Raw genomic sequence first — 16,261 nt, 5'->3', positions numbered from 1 at the left:
GTCGCCGCCACGTCAGCATCCGCCCGGGTGCGCGGCCGGGCCCGCATCGTGCTATGTTTTTAATATCGGCATCGGCCCGTTGCGGCCGGCGCCGCCCGGAATCGACGCACTTCGTGAGCGCTGCCATGTCCGACGCATCCCATACCCTCGGCTCGCAAGACCGCCTGGAGCTGCTTTGCTGGCTCACCTGCGGCAACCTCGGCGCGTTTTACCTCAACGAATCATGGCCGGACGCCGCGTTCCAGGTGCAGGCCGCGCACCGCTGGCTCGACCGCCATCACCGCCAGGCCGACTGGCTGTCGGTCGCCAGGCTCGCGGCGCTCGCGCAGGACATCGCGAAGCGGCATGCGGGGTTCGTCGACGCGTCGTGGGCGCGCGACGCGGTCGAGGAAATCGTCGATACCGACGATCTCGACTATCGGGCCAAACTCGTGCAATGGGTGTACGAAGACTGCTGCAAGGCGCTCGCGGACAAGCGGCTGGCGGATTGAGCCGCGCGGACCGTGCCCGCGCGCGGGCCGCGGCATCGCCTGACGGGATACGCGCTGTTCGCCGTGACGAACGTCACGGCCTGAATGACTGCCGGGGCACGGCGCATGTGCGCCGCCCCGGCGCCGGCACGCGCAACGCGTGCCGATGCGTTTACAGCAGCGACTTGGCCTGCGTGAGCACCTTGTCGCAGATCTGCTTGGTCACCTGCTGCTTCAGGCCGCCGCCGCTCAGGTCGAGCTTGCTGCCGTTGCCTGCGTCGAGAATCCCGCTCGCACCGCTCGTATAGCCACTGTCGGACGACGCGGACGCGTTGCCGCCGAGCTTGCCGATCAGCGCGTCCTTCACCGACGCCGCGCCGCCGCCGGTCGCGCCGCCGAGATAGTTGTTCTGGATGCAGAACTGCAGCAGGCCCGCGACGTTGCCCGTGCTGCCCGGCATCAGCGACGCACCGCCGCCGCCCGTCAGCGCGCCGCCGAGGCCGCCGAGGTTGCCGAGCGCCCCGCCCGCGCTGCCGCCGGAATCACCGCCCCCGCCGACCTGTTTCAGGACGTCGCCCAGTTGCGCGTGGGCGACCGAAAACGGCGCGAGCAATCCGATCAGCGCGCCGGCAACGGTCGCGCGGTAAAGACGTGCATTCATGTAAAGCCTCCCGGTTGTGATTGCGTGAGTACCGCGAATCGCATCCAAGGATACTCAATCGACCGTGGCATGACAGCCTTCGACGCCGCGTGAAACGTCAGGCATCGTGATATCGCGGCGATTTGACAATGCTTGACGGGCGTTTCCGTGTCGCAGGCCCGCGCGAAGCGTCATAGAATCGTCGTCGGCCGCCTGACCGCTGCGATCCGACATCCACCTCGAACATGAATGACCCTCGCGTGGCGCTTGCCCATCGATTTTTGCTGATCGCCGGCGCATCGGCCGCACTCATGGCCGGCGCCGGTGCCACCGATGTCGCCGCTGCGGCGCCCGTAGCCACGACGGCTTCGGCCTGCACGTCGCCTTCGTTCGACCGTTATCCGGCACCGGCCGCCGCCCGTGCGCCGCGCAAGCCGGCTGCCACGCCTCGGCTCACCAGCAAGGAAGCGCGCCTGTACCGCACCGTCATTCGCGACGAATTCGCGCAACCGGCCAATTTTGCCGGTCACTACCGCGTCGCGATCTGGGGTTGCGGAACGGATTGCCGAAATTTCGCGATCGTCGACAAGGACACGGGCGCGACGTACACGATGCCCGGCGTGAAATCCATCTCGGGCGTGATGGGCAATGACGACGAACGTGTCGACTTCCGTGCCGGCAGCACGCTGCTGATCGTCGCCGGCTGCTTCAACGATGCGTGCGACGACGGCTACGCGAAAGCGGCCCGGTTCTTCTACGAATGGACCGGCTCGCGGCTGCGTCCGGTCGGCCGGTGTCCGCTGGCCATCGAGCCGGTTCAATAAGCGGCCCGGGCCAGCCATGACGACCATTCACCTCAGTTTCGACGACGGCCCCGGCCCCTCGACGCCTGCGCTGCTCGACGTGCTGCACGACGCATCGTGCACGGCGACCTTCTTCGTGCTCGGCAAGCATCTCGCGGGCGCGCTCGACGTCGCAACGAGAATCGCGCGCGACGGCCACCGGCTCGGTAACCATACGTATTCGCACGCGAAACCGGGCGCGCTCGCCGACGCCGCGCTGATCGACGAGATCGACACGACCGACGCGCTGATTCGCGACGTGTACCGTCGCGCCGGCCTTGCCGCGCCGGACACGATCCCGCTGCGCCTTCCATACGGGTTGATGCCGCAGGACGGTCGCGCGGCCGTGCTCGCGCGCGCGCAACGCGAACACACGGGCTGGACCGCGATACTGGACGACTGGCAACGGCCGGCGCCGTCGCCGCACGCGCTGTTCGACGCGATGTGCGCGCATGCCGATGCCTGCGCGGCGCAGCATCGCGACGTGCTGTTCTGCCTGCACGACGGATCGCGGCACGGCGACGCGCGGCCCCACACGGTCGAAGCGGTGCGGCTGTTCCTGAACCGGCAGCGCGCTGCCGCCACGCCCCGTTAGCCCGCGGGCACCGCCCCATCCAGCAACTGCCGCCAGCCGCCGAGAAATCCGATGCCGGGCCCGGGCATCCACAACCCGCGCTGCGCGGCTTCGAGATGGATCAGCGTCTGGTCCGCGCAGAACAGCGTCGTCAGCGCGTCGTAGTGGTCGCGCAGCCAAGCCGGCGCCGCATCCGGGCGCGTCGCCGCATAAGCGTCGAGACTGGCCACCCATCGCCCGCGGTCGAACACCAAGCCATCGTCCCGGTCCGCATCGCGCGACAGCGCGAACGACGCAAAGGCCGCCTCGAGCCATGGCGCGCCCTGGCCCACGTCGTCAAAATCCAGCACGCCGTTCACCGCGTTGCCGACGTACAGCAGGTTGCCCGCGTGATAGTCGCCGTGCAGCCAATGCGCCGGCCCCGTCAGCCACGCCGCCGCCGCGTCGAGATGCGCGCCGATCCGGCGGATCACCGTGTCGTAGGCATCGTTCAAATCGCCCGGCAGCGACGGCATCGCGCGCGCCGCGACGCGCGCATGCCGCGCGGACAGCCACGCCAGCGGCGCCGCTTCGCTCGCGGGTATCGCGGGTATCGCGGCCAGTGCCGTATGCAGATGCGCGAGCGTGCGCATCGCATCGGTCGCCCCCGCGTGCGGGTCGTCCGGCAGGCCGGGACGGCCGTCGATATGCTCGAACAGATGCAGCCAGCGTCCGTCGGGCAGCCGCACGCCGGTTCGCGCGTCGACGGTCGGCCGCAGCCGCGGCAGCGCGGGCAGCCGCGGCGCCGTCGTGCGTGCCGCGCCGAGACGGCCGAGGATCGACGCCTCGCGCTGCATCTGCCCGAGCGGCTTGCCGGCCCACGACACGCGCAGCACCGCGCGCCCCGCATCGCCCTCGACGAGATACGTTTTGTTAGTATGGCCCGACGCCAGCGCCTGCAGGCGCGCCGGCCCGATGTTCCAGTACCGGTGAAGCCACGGTTCCAGCGTTTTCACGTCACTCCTACTCGTTGCATTGACCATGTCAGAGCGTCCTTCGGCCCGCATGCGGGACATCAACATCGAATGGCTGACGCGCGCCGCCGAATTCGGCCACCTGTTCCAGACCCGCTGGCTCGGCGAGCGCTTCTTCCATCTGCCCGGCGACATGCTCGCGCTGCAGGAACTGATCTGGCGCGAGCGCCCCGACTGCATCGTTCAGACCGGCATCGCGGCGGGCGGCGGCGTGGTGTTCACCGCGTCGATGCTGGAACTCGCGGGCAATCACGGCCGCGTCGTCGCAATCGAGCCGCGCCTGCGCGACGAGGTCCGCCAGCGCCTGCAATCGCACCGCCTCGCCGATCGCATGGTGCTGATCGAAGGCGAATCGTGCGCGCCCGACACGCTTGCATCGGTACGTACGCAAATCGACGACGGCGCGCGCGTGATGGCGATCCTCGATCTCACGCATACGCACGCGCACGTGCTGCGCGAACTCGAATGCTATGCGCCATTCGTGACGCGCGGCAGCTACGCGATCGTGATGGACACCATCATGGAGTATCTGCCCGAGTCGATGTTCGACGGCAAGCCGTACGGCCGCGGCAACAACCCGGCCACGGCCACACGCGAATTCCTCGCCCGCGACGATCGCTTCGAAGTCGACCACGACATCGAGGACCGCGTGCTCATGACGCTGTCGCCAGGCGGGTTCCTGAAGCGAGTGCGCTGATCAGGCGCGCGGCTTGCGCGGAGCCGTCGCGCGCCGCATAGTTGTCGCGGATCCGCGCCGCGTGTTCGCGCAACGGTCCGGCGCGTAACAGGCGTTCGAGCGCATCGGTAATGTCCGCGACACCCGCCTGCTGCAGATCGAGCACGCAGCCCGCACCGGCCCGCTCGACGAAGTGCGCCGAATGAAACTGGTCGTTGCAGAACGGCGACAGCAGCATCGGCACGCCGCACGCGAGCGACTCCATCACCGAATTCGCGCCGCCGTGGCTGACGAACGCGTGCGTGCGCCGCAGCAGCGCCAGTTGCGGCGCGTAACGTACCGCGATCACGCGTGCGTCACCGGCCGGCAGCAGATCCGAATCGACCAGTTCACCCACCGACAGCACCAGTTGCGCGGACGTCGCGCGCGTCGCGTCGATCACCTTCGCGAACAGGTCCGGATGGTAGTAAAGCTGGCTGCCGAGCGACATGTAGACGAGCGGCCGATCCGCGTCGAGGCGCTCCCACGGGAACGCCGTCTCGTCGCCGCGCGGGCCCGACGGCATCGCAGGGCCGACCAGTTCGACACCCGCGGGCGGCGCACCGACCAGCGCGTCGGTCGCGAACGCGAGCGTCAGGTGCGGCGACAGCACGTCGCAACCGCGGAAGCGTGCGTCGAGGCCGTAGCGCGCGAACAGGCGCGTGCGTTCCGGTGCGAGCCATCGCACCGTGCGCAGCAGCTCCGAATCGAGATCGTCCGGCAGCACCGGATTCAGCGAATTCGACATCGACACCCACGGCAGCCCTTCCAGCTCCGCGGCAATCGCCGCCGCATAGAGCAGCGGATCGATCACGACCACGTCAGGCTGCCATTCGCGCAGCACCGCGCGGATGCCGTCCACCTGCGCGGGCGCGAGGTCGATCAGCAGCGTGCGGATCCAGTGCCGCAGCCAGTCGGCGTCGCGAATGTTCGCGGCGAAGCTTGCGCCGCGCGACAGGTCGTGGCGCGCGGGCGTCTCGCGCGGCCCGACGAACGCGAAACCGCCGGCGCCGTCGAGCTGGTCGCTGATGTCGGCCGGCGCATAGAACGCGACGTCGCAACCGGCGGCGCGCAGATGCTGGGCCGGGCCGATGCACGGATTGACGTGGCCCTTCTCGGGCACCACGCAGAACAGGATGCGTTTCATGAACGGCTCAGGTGGGGCGATGCACGGCATCGGGATGAAGGCGATCGAGATGATCGAGGATCAGGGTCAGCGTCGTCCACAGCACGCGTTCGGTATCCGTCTGCAAAGCGGGCGCGGCCACGCCGAGCGTGTCGGCCAGCGCATGCGTGCGGTCGCGATCGAGCAGCGTCGCGAGATCCATCGCCGGCGCGAGCCGCCCGCGCTTGGGACCGTGCACGAGGCGGTCCGGCAGGTTCAGGCGCGCCCCGAGATCGCGCAGGCACTGCTTGTTCGGATCGGGCGCGATGCTCGTCAGATGCGCGACGACGGCGGCATCGACGAACGGCGGATGCAGATCCACCGACGCGGCGTCGAACAATGCGTGACACAGCGGCAGATAGTTGGCCGACCGGTCGCGGCGCAATACCTGATCCGCACCGTCGCCGGTTATCGCGACCTCGACGCCGTCCGCCGCCATCGCCTCGGCCAGCAGCAGCTTCGCGACCGGATGCAGGTTGAACATCGGCTCCTCGACCGCATGGGTCGTTCTCGGCAGCGCCGCGATGAAATCGGCCTCGGTCGCGCGCACGATCTTCACGTTCGCCTGCATCTGCGTGGCGAATTCGAGCGCCGCGTCGCGTTCGCAGTAATCGGGCATGTCGGTCACGAGGATGTAGGCCGTCACGTGCCGCAATGCGCCGAGCTCGCGCAGCAACGCGAGCAGCAGCGCCGAATCGAGCCCGCCGCTCAGCGCCAGCGCGACCCGTTTGCCGCTGTCGAGCGCGCGCTGCAGCGACGCGCGCAGCGCGGTGCCCAGATCGGCGGGCTGCGGCCGCCCGGGCGCCGGCTGCACCGTCAGCCCCTGCGGCGATCGGATCAGTGCATGGCCGGGCGGCACCGCGAGCACGTCGCGCAGCACGGTGCGGCCGACGAGGCGCTCGCCGCTCAGGTAGCCCGCGATGGCGGCCGCGTCCGGCGCGCCGGCCGGTTGCCCCGACGCCCGCAATACGGCGCGGATACCCGACGCCGACACGCCGCTGCGCGGATGGTAGTGCAGACGATCGAAACCGAACGGGTCGCGCGTGCCGACGATCATGGATAACGAGCCTTCAAGGTGTCCACTTCAATGCGTTTGAGGATGCGATGCGGCGCCACCGGCGCGCTGCCGCCCTGACAATGCAGGCACGCTTCGAGCGGCGCCTCGCGTTGCAGATAGGCGAGCATCGCGTCGAGCATGCCCGCATCGTCGCGCAACGGCAGGCCATCGGCCTGAAAATCCTTCTCGCCCTGGTACAGCGTATGGAAATGCGCGGGGCGCGTGCACGTGTAGAACATGCCGTCGCGAATCATATGGCAGCGCTCGCGAATCCAGCAATCGTGGTAAAGGCGTCGGGCTTCGTCGCGATCCGTGCCCGGCTGGGCGCGGTTCATCGTCGTGAACACGTCCTGCACCTTCCAGTTCAGGCGCACGTCGAAGCGCGCGGCCTGGCGCTCGACATGCGCGACCAGGTCGGCGGAAAGCGCGGGCTTCGGATAGCGCGAGATCGTCAGCGCATCCACCGCTTGCCAGAACGCGTCGGGCATCTCGCCGAGTTTCAGGCCGTTGGTCGTGACCGAGATCACGGGCGCGATGCCGGTCGCGCGTACGCGCTCGATCATTTCGACGAGCGCCGGATGCAGCAACGGCTCGCCGCCGACCAGCTTGAACATGCGCGGGCGCAACACCTTCGCGGCCTTGCGCAGATCGGCTTCGATCGATGCGGGGCTCGCGTACCACTCGGGCAACAGCGGCGACAGCGAGCAGCATTCCGCGCAGGTCAGGTTGCAGTGATCGACGATATGCGCTTCCAGCGAGCGCGTCTGCACGCGCCCGTCCTCGACGCGGTAATCGCGATCCAGCGGCGGCGGAAACACGTGTTGCCGCTCGCCGGAGCGCGGCGGATTCGGGATCTGGTTCGGATTCGCACTCACATCAGCTTCCTGCTTCCACGCAACGGGAAAAGAAATCGATCAGATGGCCACGCGCGTCCACCATCGCGGACGCCATCGTCACCGCGCCGTTCAGGTGCGACGCGAAGCACGACGGATCGTGAAGCCAGCCTTGCACGATCCACAGCTTGAGCGCGTGCTGCACGCACGCGGCATCGACCGCCCACGCGATGTGCGCGGGGTTCACCGGCCGCACCCGCTGGTAAGCACGCACGAATGCTTGCGCGAGGTGCGGCGCTTCCAGCGGCAAATGATTCAGGCAGCGCACCAGCTCGTATTCTCGAGGCGCGCCGATCGACGCTTCCCAGTCGACGATCAGCGGCGGCAGCGTGCCCATGAACAGATAGTTGAACTGGTTGTAATCGTTGTGGATCGGGTGCTGCGGATCGTCGGCCGGAAACGCTTCGATGCTGCCCGGATAGTAGCGGTCGAGCATGCGCAGCGCGAGATCGACGTAGCGGCGCAGGTTCGTCGCGTCGGCGGCGTTCGCATCGGCTCGATCGAGTGCATCCAGCAGGTTCCGGCGTACCGCATCCGCGTCGATCGACGTCAGTCGCGCACGGATCGTATCGAGCGACGGCAGATGCAGTCGTTCGAGGCTCACGTGCAACGCGGCCAGACTCGCGCCGAGCGCATCCCATTCGGCTGGCGAGAACGTATCGTAGGTCTTGAATTGCCCGGCTTCCCAGCGCGTCAGCATCGCGTGCGCATGTTGCCCTGACCACAGCGATGCGCCGGACGTCGTGCGCTCGAGCGTCTGCACATGAAAACGGAGGTCGTCATGCGTTTCCAGATGCGCGAGCACGGCGGTTTCCTTGACTGCGCGCGCATGGTGTTCGAGCGCATAGAGTTTCACTGCCACGCCCGCGCCGCCGCTGGTCGGCAGATGCCACACCCGTTCGCTCACTTGCGTCGGCGGCCCGCCGCGACCGAGGTCGTACGCGCCGCGAATCTCGTCGAAGGTGACGGCGAGCGAATCCATTCAGATGTGCTCGGCCGGCCCGTGCCGATACGGATGGCCCGTCAGAAACGTGTTGTGTCCGACGTAGCGCAGCTTGTACATCGCCGGCCGGAACAACACCGACGGATCGTTGTTCGCGATGCCGAGCAGCGGGTACAGGTCGTGTCGCACGAAGAATGCGTTGTTGCCCATGTCGTCGCAACAGACGAGTTCATAGCCTTTATCGCGGCCGAGATGCACGAGCGATTCGAGGCTCGCGCCGTAATAGGTCGAGCCGTCCCATTCGTGGTCCGGATTGAAGCACATGACCCACCGCTCGGGCGGCGTGTAGTACGGGTTGTATTCGATCACGACGATGCGCGGCTCAAACGCTTGCAGCCCACGCCACACCCAGTAATCGTTGCCGTCGATGTCGATCGACAGCAGGTCGAAGTCGGCCGGTACGTTCGCGTCGGTGAGCAGTCGGTCGACCGTGTCGGGCTGGACGCGATCGTGATGCAGGCGGACGCGCTCCACGCCCGCGTAGTGGGCGGTGAGCTTGCCGAACCGGTATGCGCTGCCTTCCACGAGTACGCCGGCCCAATCGTGTTCACGCAGCAACCGCGCCGTGTTGCTGTTGCGCAGGCCGTCGCTCGCGCCGATATCGACGCAGAAGCGGTTGGTGGGCACGATCCGCTCCATCAGGCGCGACAGGATGGCCTCCTCGGTGCCCTGCGCGTACAGGCTGGGCGCAAGGCCGGACAGGTCGAGCGGTCGAGGATGGTCCTGCATCGAGGGCGGCTCCGGGGTGAAATGGGGAATGATGGGGCGTTGGGTGGGTAATTTACCTGAAGTCGATTACGCGGAGGAAACTCGGATGCGCGATGCGGTCGCGTTTTACCGCAGTGGATATGAAAAAGCCCGCATCGACATTACTGTCGATGCGGGCTTGTAGCGGTTCTGATGATTCGCTCCGTCCGGTATGCCTACCGTGCACCCACGACCGGAGAAAACCTCAGGACACTTACTCCTGCCCCTGACTCGTCAGGAACTCCTCGTAATTCCCGCCGAAGTCGAACAGCGTGCCATCCGTCTTCACTTCGATGATCCGGTTCGCCAGCCCGCTCACGAACTCACGGTCGTGCGACACGAAAATCAGCGTGCCTTCGAACTGCTCGAGCGCGATCTGCAGCGACTCGATCGATTCCATGTCCATGTGGTTGGTCGGCTCGTCCATCAGCAGCACGTTGTGGCGGCCGAGCATCAGCTTGCCCCAGATCATGCGGCCCTTCTCGCCGCCCGACAGCACCTTCACCGACTTCTTGATGTCGTCCGACGAGAACAGCAGGCGGCCCAGCGTGCCGCGCACCATCGTTTCGTCGTCGCCGTCCTTGCGGTACTGGTCGATCCAGTCCATCAGCGTGATGTCGTTCGGGAACTCCTCGTACGTGTCCTGCGGCATGTAGCCGACGTTCGCGTTCTCCGACCACTTCACCGTGCCGTGATCGAGCGGCAGCGCGCCGAGCAGCGAGCGCAGCAGCGTCGTCTTGCCCGCGCCGTTCTCGCCGATGATCGCGATGCGCTCGCCCGGCTGCACCGACAGGTTGAAGTTCTGGAAGATCGTGCGCTCGTACTTCTTCGTGATCTCTTCGGCGACCACCGCGACGTTGTGCAGCTTCTTCTCGAACTCGAAGCGGATGAACGGGTTCTGGCGCGACGACGGCTTGAATTCCTCGATCTTGATCTTGTCGATCTGCTTCGCGCGGCTGGTGGCCTGGCGCGCCTTCGACTTGTTCGCCGAGAAGCGGCGCACGAAGTCCTGCAGTTCGGCCACGCGCTCCTTCGCACGCGCGTTCGCCGCAGCCTGGCGCTCGCGCGCCTGGGCCGACGCGAGCATGTAGTCGTCGTAGTTGCCCGGCCAGACCTTCAGCGTGCCGAAATCCATGTCGGCCATGTGCGTGCACACCGAGTTCAGGAAGTGACGATCGTGCGAGATGATGATCATCGTCGAGTTGTACTCGTTGAGCGTGTGCTCGAGCCAACGGATCGAGTTGATGTCGAGGTTGTTGGTCGGTTCGTCGAGCAGCAGCACGTCCGGCTTCGAGAACAGCGCCTGCGCGAGCAGCACGCGCAGCTTCCAGCCCGGCGCGACGTCGGCCATCGTGCCGTTGTGGAACTTCTCCTCGATGCCGATGCCGAGCAGCAGCGCGCCCGCGCGCGCTTCGGCGTCGTAGCCGCCGTATTCGGCGAACTTGCCCTCGAGCTCGGCCGCGTGCATGTAGTCGTCGTCGGTGGCTTCCGGGTTCGCGTAGATCGCGTCACGCTCGGTCATCGCGGCCCACATCTCGGTGTGGCCCATCATCACGACGTCGAGCACGCGCACGTCTTCGTACGCAAACTGGTCCTGGCGCAGCTTGCCCAGGCGGACGTTCGGCTCCAGCGCGACGTTGCCGGCGCTCGGCTCGAGGTCGCCGCCGAGGATCTTCATGAAGGTCGACTTGCCACAGCCGTTCGCGCCGATCAGACCGTAGCGGTTGCCCTCGCCGAATTTGACCGAGATATTCTCGAACAAGGGCTTCGGCCCGAATTGCATCGTGATGTTGGCAGTAGAAAGCACGGCAGGTCCCGTTAAGAGAGAAATCGACGGAAAACCGTGTATTTTAGCAGGTGTCGGAGAAACTGCCGACCGCACCGTCCCGGCGGCGTATTCCCGGCCTCAGGCCCGGCGCCGGCGGCCCGTCAATACGACGGCACGCGCTGCACCGCCGTCTCACCGGAATCCCGCATGCTCGCCAGCCAGCTTCGCGAACAACTCGTCGGCGCATGGCGCCTCGTGTCCTACGAAATCCGCCCACGCGACGGCAGCACCGTCACCTATCCGCTCGGCCGCGACGCGCGCGGCTGGATCCTGTACACGCCCGACGGCTACATGTCCGCGCAGCTGATGGCGGCCGGCCGCCCGCCCTACGCGGACGGCGACCTGCAGGGCGGCAGCGTCGAGGAGCGCGCGGCCGCGGCGCGCGGCTACATCGCGTATTCAGGCCCCTTTAATGTCGACGACGACGGCATGTTGACCCATGAAATGGACGTCAGCCTGTATCCGAACTGGATCGGTAACGTCCAGCAGCGTGTCGTCAGCCTGGACGGCAACCGGCTGCAGCTCAGCACGGCCGGACCGGTTCGGATCGACGGCCGGGAGGTCGAGCCGGTGATCGTCTGGGCACGCGCCGGCCGCTGAGCGTGCCTGGGGCGCAGCACGGCCGTCGCGCGGCCGGCCGCGGCCATGATACCGATGCCGCACCATCGCGCATGCCGCTCCCGCGGCTGCGCGTCACTTGCCGGCCTTCTTGGCCGCTTGCTGCGCCGCCTTCGCCTTCATCTGCCCGAACAGTTCGGAGCACGGCACGTCGCGGTTGTTGCTCGGCGCGATCAGCGGGATCAGCGCCGCGAACGGGTTGATCAGCCCGAGGCCGACCATCGCGCCGGCGCGCAGGGCAAGCGCGCCCGCATCGACGCCGACCTTCGGGTTCTTGAACGTGCCCTTCGCATACAACGGCGAGCGCAGCGAGAAGATCCGGAAGCCCTTCGTGTGCGGATGGATCTTCAGGTCGAGCGATTCGTCGCGCAGGTTGATCGGGCCGTCGACGTTGATGAGCGCATCGTCGGTATCGAGCGCGAACACCTTCGGGTCGAGCATGCCGTCGGTCGCCGCGAAATCGATCGCCGCGCAGTTGATGTTGACGTCGCGGTTGCCGAACAGCTTCTCGTAGACCACGTTCGCAACGTTCAACCCCGCGGCCTCCATCAGCAAGCGGCTGATCCGGCCGTTGGTGATGAGCGCCTTCACTTCGCCGGTCGACGTCGCCGCGAGCGCGGCCGGCGAATTGCCCGTTGCCGACAGCGACGCGTCGCCGTTGATTTCGCCGAGCGCCGTCTGCATCACCTTCTGCGTCGGGAACAGCTGCTTGAGCTTCAGATGCCGCGCGGCCAGCGTGAAGCGGCCCTTGAGCGGCGTGCGGCTGCCGTCGAGATGCGCGTTGGTCGCGAGCGTGCCGCCCGCGACGCCGAACTGCAGCGGCTCGAGCGACAGCACGCCGTCCTGCAGCAGGATGTGCGTGTACAGGTTGGTGATCGGCAACTGCGGGCTCTTGATCAGCTTGCGGCCGGTGAACTTCACGTCCGCGTCGATCGCGCTCCAGCGTTCGGTACGGAACGTCGCCACCGGCAGCACGCGGTCGGGCGGCTGACGCGTCGTGTCGCCGCGCTTGGCCTTGCTCGCGGCCGTATCGGCGCCGATCACCGGTGCGAGATCGGAGAACTGCAGCAGGTTCGACACGAGTTCGCCCGACAGCTTCGGACGCGGTTCGCGCTGCGCCCAGGTGAGCGTGCCGCCGAGATCGCTGCCGCCGACGCGACCGTTGAAGTTCTCGTAGCGGAAGGTGCTCGCATGCGGCTTGAAGTTGCCGATCAAGCGCCCTTCGGTCGCGTACGGCGGCGTATCGGGCAGCGTGATGCCGGTGAGCTGGTAAAGGTGCGACATCGACGTGCCCTGCAGCCACAGCCGCAAGTCGAGCGCGGCGAGATGCATCGGGTCGGTCAGCGTGCCGACGATCGCGAGCCGCGTATCGCCGGCCTTCACGTCGGCCTGCAGCGGGAACGGCCGCGACGTATCCTGGATCGCGAGCACGCCGCCGACCTTGCCGGTACCGTTGATCGGCACGTTCTTGTAGCGGCCGTCGACCTTCAGCCCGAATGCATAGGTCGGACCGGACGGTTTCGCGGGCGCCGCGGCCCCGCTCGCGCCGGACGCGGCAGTCGCCGTCGATGCGGAACGCACGGACGCGGCGGACGCACCCGACGCACCCGACGCAGCCGATGAACCCGCCGAACCGGCAGCAGCCGAAGCAACCGCACGCGCACCCGATGCCCCCGACGACGCAGCCGCGCTCGGAGCCGACGCGCTCGACGCGGCCTGCGCATCGGCCTTCGCACCCAGTTGCGCGGCGCCGTGCTTGCCGACGCGCTGCGCCGACGCCGCACGCGACGTCTGCTCCTGCTCCTTCAGCACGTCGCCGAGCGGGATCGGCTGGCCGAGCGTATCGATCGCGATGGTCAGGTCGGCCTTCGTGATCGCGTCGCGATACGTGACGGTGCCCTTCGCGAACCCGAAGCTGTCGAGCCGCACCTTCCACCGCGAAGGCTGCGACGATTGCTTGAACTGGAAGGTCCACGTATTGGTGCCGTCCGCGCGCCGCTCGAGATCGACGGCAGGATTCACGACGTCGATCGACGGGATGACGATTTCATGTGCCAGCAGCGGCAGGATCGCGAGATCGAAGTGTGCGGCATCGAGCGTGACGAACTTGGGCGCCTTCGCCCAGTCGGGATTGCCGATCTCGAGCTGGGTGGCCGAGAAGCTCGGCCAGGGCACCCATGCGCGCCAGCCGGTCTCGCCATCGGGGCGACGCCAGCCGACCTTGAGGTCGCCGTTGATCGCGAACGGGCGGCCGAGTGCGGCACTCACCTGTTCGTTGACCCACGGTTTCGCCCGGTTCCAGTCGAACGTGAAGAGAAAGACGCCGGCCGCCGCGATGAGCACCGCGACGATACCGACGATCCATGCAGCCGATTTGCCGATGGCTCGGGTTAGCGTCATGGCGGTTCCGTTGTTGTTCTGAAGCGTTGCCGCACGATGCCGGGCCGCTTGCGTGGACGAACGGCGCACGACAACTGCGGCTTTTCAATCGGTATTATGACGCACGACGTGGCGGCCTTTCGGCGCCATTAACGCTTTTTTTCATTTGTGACATGACCTCCCCCACCGGCCTCATCGATGCGCGGCACATCACGCGGCGCGACGCCAGCAGCGGCAAGACCTTGCTGGCCCCGACCGATTTCAGTCTCGCCGCGGGATCGCGAATTGCTATCACGGGACCGTCCGGGTCGGGCAAGAGCGTGCTGCTGCGCGCGCTCGCGCTGCTCGATCCGCTCGATGGCGGCCAGCTCCTGTGGCGTGGCCGCCGGATCCGGCGCGGTGCGATTCCGCGCTACCGGCGCAGCGTCGCCTATGTCCGCCAGCGCCCCGCGCAGATGGACGGCACCGTCGAGTCGCAATTGCGCTATCCGTATTCGCTCGCGATCTATCGCGACGTCGCGTTCGATCGCGCGCGCGTCGAAGCGCTCGCCGCGCAGGCCGGTCGCGGCGCCGACTTTCTCGACAAACGCGCGAGCGACCTGTCCGGCGGCGAAGCGCAGATTACCGCGCTGCTGCGCGTGCTGCAGCTCGATCCCGACGTGCTGCTGCTCGACGAGCCGACCTCCGCGCTCGACCCCGAGTCGGCACGCGCGATCGAAGCGCTCGTCGGCGCGTGGTTCGACGCGGCGCCCGATGCACGGGCCTACATGTGGATCTCGCACGATCCCGCGCAGGCCGCGCGGATCGGCACGATGCAGCTCGTGATGCAGGCCGGCGTGCTGCACGCGGCCAACCCGACGGAGGCTGCGCAATGAGCCCGGCACTGCAGGACCTGAGCCTCGTCGACGTCGGCATCGCGGCCGCGCTCGTCGCGGTCAACGGCGCGATCTCGGCGGCGCTGTCGCTCGGCCTCGGTCGCAAGCTCGCGCTCGCGGCCGTGCGCACCGTCGTGCAGTTGCTCGCGATCGGCTACGTGCTCGGCTGGGTGTTCGGCCATCCGCACTGGTACGTCGTGCTGCCGCTCACCGCGCTGATGACGCTGATCGCCGGTTTCGCCGGTGCGGGGCGCGGCAAGCGCACGTACCGCGGCCAGCGCCTCGACAGCATCGCATCGATCTGGTTCAGCAGCTGGTTCGTCGCGGCGGTCGGGCTGTTCGTCGTGATCCGCATCCATCCGTGGTTCGCGCCGCAATACGCGATCCCGATCCTCGGGATGATCCTCGGCAATACGCTGACGGGCGTATCGCTCGGCGTCGAGCGAATGATGGAAGAGCTCACCGCGCGCCGCGATCGCGTCGAAACCGCGCTCGCGCTCGGTGCGACGCGCTGGGAAGCCGCGCAGGACGCCGCGCGCCAGGCCGTGCGCGCGGGCATGCTGCCGACGCTGAACCAGATGGCGGTGGTCGGCGTCGTGAGCCTGCCGGGGATGATGACGGGCCAGGTGCTGGCCGGCCAGTCGCCGCTGCAGGCCGTGCGCTACCAGATCGTGATCATGTTCCTGATCGCCGCGGCGTCCGCGCTCGGCACGGTCGGCGCGGTGCTGATGACCTATCGCCGGCTGTTCTCGGCCGATCACCGCTTTCTCGCATCGCGACTCGAAGAGCGCACGCATTGACGCGTCGCTGCAGCGCGCGAGGCGCGGCCAGCGCGGTCAATGCGCGCTGCGTCGCTTGCCGATCGCCTGCCGGAGTGCGGCCGAGATATCCGCATCGGGCGCGAGCCCGTCGACCGAAGCGATCAGTCGCACCGCGCGCGACGTCGTCACATACGCCTGCGCGCCGACATAGCCGCCGCTGCCGGCCGAGCGCGTGGTCACGACGAGCGCCTGCGGCGCGCGGGCGCCGAGGTCGGCCGTGTACGCATCGACGATCGTGCCGTCGCGCGCATGCAGCGTGCCCGTCACGTAATCGTCGGTATCGAAGCCCGGGGCGGCATGCGCGGTCGAATACACGCGCACCGCGTAGCTGCCGGTCGAGCACGGTTCGAGTGCGCCGCTCGATATCACCGCCACCTGCTGCCGCGACGGCAGCTCGACCTTCTTCACGAAACCGCATTCGTCGGCCGCGTGAGCGTGCGCGACAACGAACGCAATGGCAGACAGCAGCGCGTGCATTCGAAGTTTCATCGGGAAATAGTGACCGGAAGGAGAGGATGCGGGCGAGCATAACGTGACATCCACATGACGTCACGCCTCGCCATTGCACGATCGCGGCACCGTTCCGCGAAGCAGGCGGCCAAACGCATGGCGACGACGGCA

The 16,261-nt window shown here is 67.6% G+C and carries 17 protein-coding genes; 7 read left to right on the top strand and 10 right to left on the bottom strand.

The window, feature by feature from the left end:
- The first annotated feature begins 125 nt into the window (after positions 1 to 125).
- On the top strand, positions 126 to 491 hold the full coding sequence (locus tag H0X95_RS21515) for a hypothetical protein (RefSeq protein WP_006488152.1): 366 nt from the start codon (positions 126 to 128) through the stop codon (positions 489 to 491).
- Positions 492 to 642: 151 nt separating this feature from the next.
- On the opposite strand, the gene H0X95_RS21510 is transcribed toward H0X95_RS21515, so the two are convergent.
- Entirely contained in the window at positions 643 to 1,131 is a 489-nt protein-coding gene (locus tag H0X95_RS21510) for a DUF2501 domain-containing protein (protein WP_006493163.1), read from the bottom strand.
- Between the two features lie 239 nt (positions 1,132 to 1,370).
- Here H0X95_RS21510 and H0X95_RS21505 point away from each other — a divergent pair, with 239 nt between their 5' ends.
- Together H0X95_RS21505 and H0X95_RS21500 are read left to right on the top strand one after the other, a co-directional pair.
- Positions 1,371 to 1,934, top strand: coding sequence for a hypothetical protein (locus tag H0X95_RS21505; RefSeq protein WP_006485230.1), 564 nt, complete (start codon positions 1,371 to 1,373; stop codon positions 1,932 to 1,934).
- 16 nt (positions 1,935 to 1,950) lie between these two features.
- Positions 1,951 to 2,547: a polysaccharide deacetylase family protein gene (locus tag H0X95_RS21500; RefSeq protein WP_006485231.1), complete on the top strand. Its 597-nt coding sequence runs from the start codon at positions 1,951 to 1,953 to the stop codon at positions 2,545 to 2,547.
- On the opposite strand, the gene H0X95_RS21495 is transcribed toward H0X95_RS21500, so the two are convergent.
- Positions 2,544 to 3,521 carry a phosphotransferase gene (locus H0X95_RS21495; protein WP_059723803.1) on the bottom strand — a complete coding sequence of 326 codons (978 nt, stop codon included), beginning with the start codon at positions 3,519 to 3,521 and terminating at the stop codon, positions 2,544 to 2,546. The two genes, H0X95_RS21500 and H0X95_RS21495, sit on opposite strands and share 4 nt — an antisense overlap.
- Positions 3,522 to 3,546: 25 nt before the next feature.
- Here H0X95_RS21495 and H0X95_RS21490 point away from each other — a divergent pair, with 25 nt between their 5' ends.
- On the top strand, positions 3,547 to 4,236 hold the full coding sequence (locus tag H0X95_RS21490) for a cephalosporin hydroxylase family protein (protein WP_043205648.1): 690 nt from the start codon (positions 3,547 to 3,549) through the stop codon (positions 4,234 to 4,236).
- On the opposite strand, the gene H0X95_RS21485 is transcribed toward H0X95_RS21490, so the two are convergent.
- The 6 genes from H0X95_RS21485 to H0X95_RS21460 form a co-directional block, all read right to left on the bottom strand.
- Positions 4,193 to 5,401 (bottom strand): glycosyltransferase, encoded by a 1,209-nt coding sequence (locus H0X95_RS21485; protein WP_059723805.1) that lies wholly within the window; start codon positions 5,399 to 5,401, stop codon positions 4,193 to 4,195. The genes H0X95_RS21490 and H0X95_RS21485 overlap by 44 nt on opposite strands.
- 7 nt (positions 5,402 to 5,408) lie before the next feature.
- Entirely contained in the window at positions 5,409 to 6,476 is a 1,068-nt protein-coding gene (locus tag H0X95_RS21480; protein WP_059723807.1) for an asparagine synthase-related protein, read from the bottom strand.
- A complete protein-coding gene (locus H0X95_RS21475) occupies positions 6,473 to 7,351 on the bottom strand; it encodes a 4Fe-4S cluster-binding domain-containing protein (RefSeq protein ID WP_058901504.1) in 879 nt (292 codons plus the stop codon). Before H0X95_RS21475 ends, H0X95_RS21480 begins: the two co-directional genes overlap by 4 nt.
- Before the next feature lies 1 nt (position 7,352).
- Positions 7,353 to 8,351 carry a phosphotransferase enzyme family protein gene (locus tag H0X95_RS21470; protein WP_058901505.1) on the bottom strand — a complete coding sequence of 333 codons (999 nt, stop codon included), beginning with the start codon at positions 8,349 to 8,351 and terminating at the stop codon, positions 7,353 to 7,355.
- Positions 8,352 to 9,101, bottom strand: a complete 750-nt coding sequence (locus H0X95_RS21465) for an FkbM family methyltransferase (protein ID WP_059723809.1) — start codon at positions 9,099 to 9,101, stop codon at positions 8,352 to 8,354.
- Between the two features lie 232 nt (positions 9,102 to 9,333).
- Positions 9,334 to 10,926 carry an ABC-F family ATPase gene (locus tag H0X95_RS21460; protein WP_006485248.1) on the bottom strand — a complete coding sequence of 531 codons (1,593 nt, stop codon included), beginning with the start codon at positions 10,924 to 10,926 and terminating at the stop codon, positions 9,334 to 9,336.
- A gap of 168 nt (positions 10,927 to 11,094) precedes the next feature.
- On the opposite strand from H0X95_RS21460, the gene H0X95_RS21455 reads away from it, so the two are divergent.
- On the top strand, positions 11,095 to 11,547 hold the full coding sequence (locus H0X95_RS21455; protein WP_034201722.1) for a lipocalin-like domain-containing protein: 453 nt from the start codon (positions 11,095 to 11,097) through the stop codon (positions 11,545 to 11,547).
- A 93-nt stretch (positions 11,548 to 11,640) separates the two neighbouring features.
- Here the strand turns inward: H0X95_RS21455 and H0X95_RS21450 are convergent, their stop codons facing one another.
- Positions 11,641 to 13,965 carry an AsmA family protein gene (locus tag H0X95_RS21450; RefSeq protein WP_059723811.1) on the bottom strand — a complete coding sequence of 775 codons (2,325 nt, stop codon included), beginning with the start codon at positions 13,963 to 13,965 and terminating at the stop codon, positions 11,641 to 11,643.
- A gap of 152 nt (positions 13,966 to 14,117) precedes the next feature.
- Between H0X95_RS21450 and H0X95_RS21445 the strand changes: the two genes are divergently transcribed.
- Both H0X95_RS21445 and H0X95_RS21440 read left to right on the top strand, forming a co-directional pair.
- Positions 14,118 to 14,819: an ABC transporter ATP-binding protein gene (locus tag H0X95_RS21445; RefSeq protein WP_059723812.1), complete on the top strand. Its 702-nt coding sequence runs from the start codon at positions 14,118 to 14,120 to the stop codon at positions 14,817 to 14,819.
- A complete protein-coding gene (locus tag H0X95_RS21440) occupies positions 14,816 to 15,619 on the top strand; it encodes an ABC transporter permease (protein ID WP_006485250.1) in 804 nt (267 codons plus the stop codon). The genes H0X95_RS21445 and H0X95_RS21440 overlap by 4 nt, the downstream gene beginning before the upstream one ends.
- A 36-nt stretch (positions 15,620 to 15,655) precedes the next feature.
- Here the strand turns inward: H0X95_RS21440 and H0X95_RS21435 are convergent, their stop codons facing one another.
- On the bottom strand, positions 15,656 to 16,129 hold the full coding sequence (locus H0X95_RS21435; RefSeq protein WP_034201720.1) for a PliI family lysozyme inhibitor of I-type lysozyme: 474 nt from the start codon (positions 16,127 to 16,129) through the stop codon (positions 15,656 to 15,658).
- Between the last annotated feature and the right edge of the window lie 132 nt (positions 16,130 to 16,261).

It is taken from the genome of Burkholderia sp. 9779_493 (genome assembly GCF_015712215.1).
GTDB classification, from domain to species: Bacteria; Pseudomonadota; Gammaproteobacteria; order Burkholderiales; family Burkholderiaceae; genus Burkholderia; species Burkholderia cenocepacia.
This window is presented reverse-complemented; position numbering and strand designations above follow the sequence as displayed.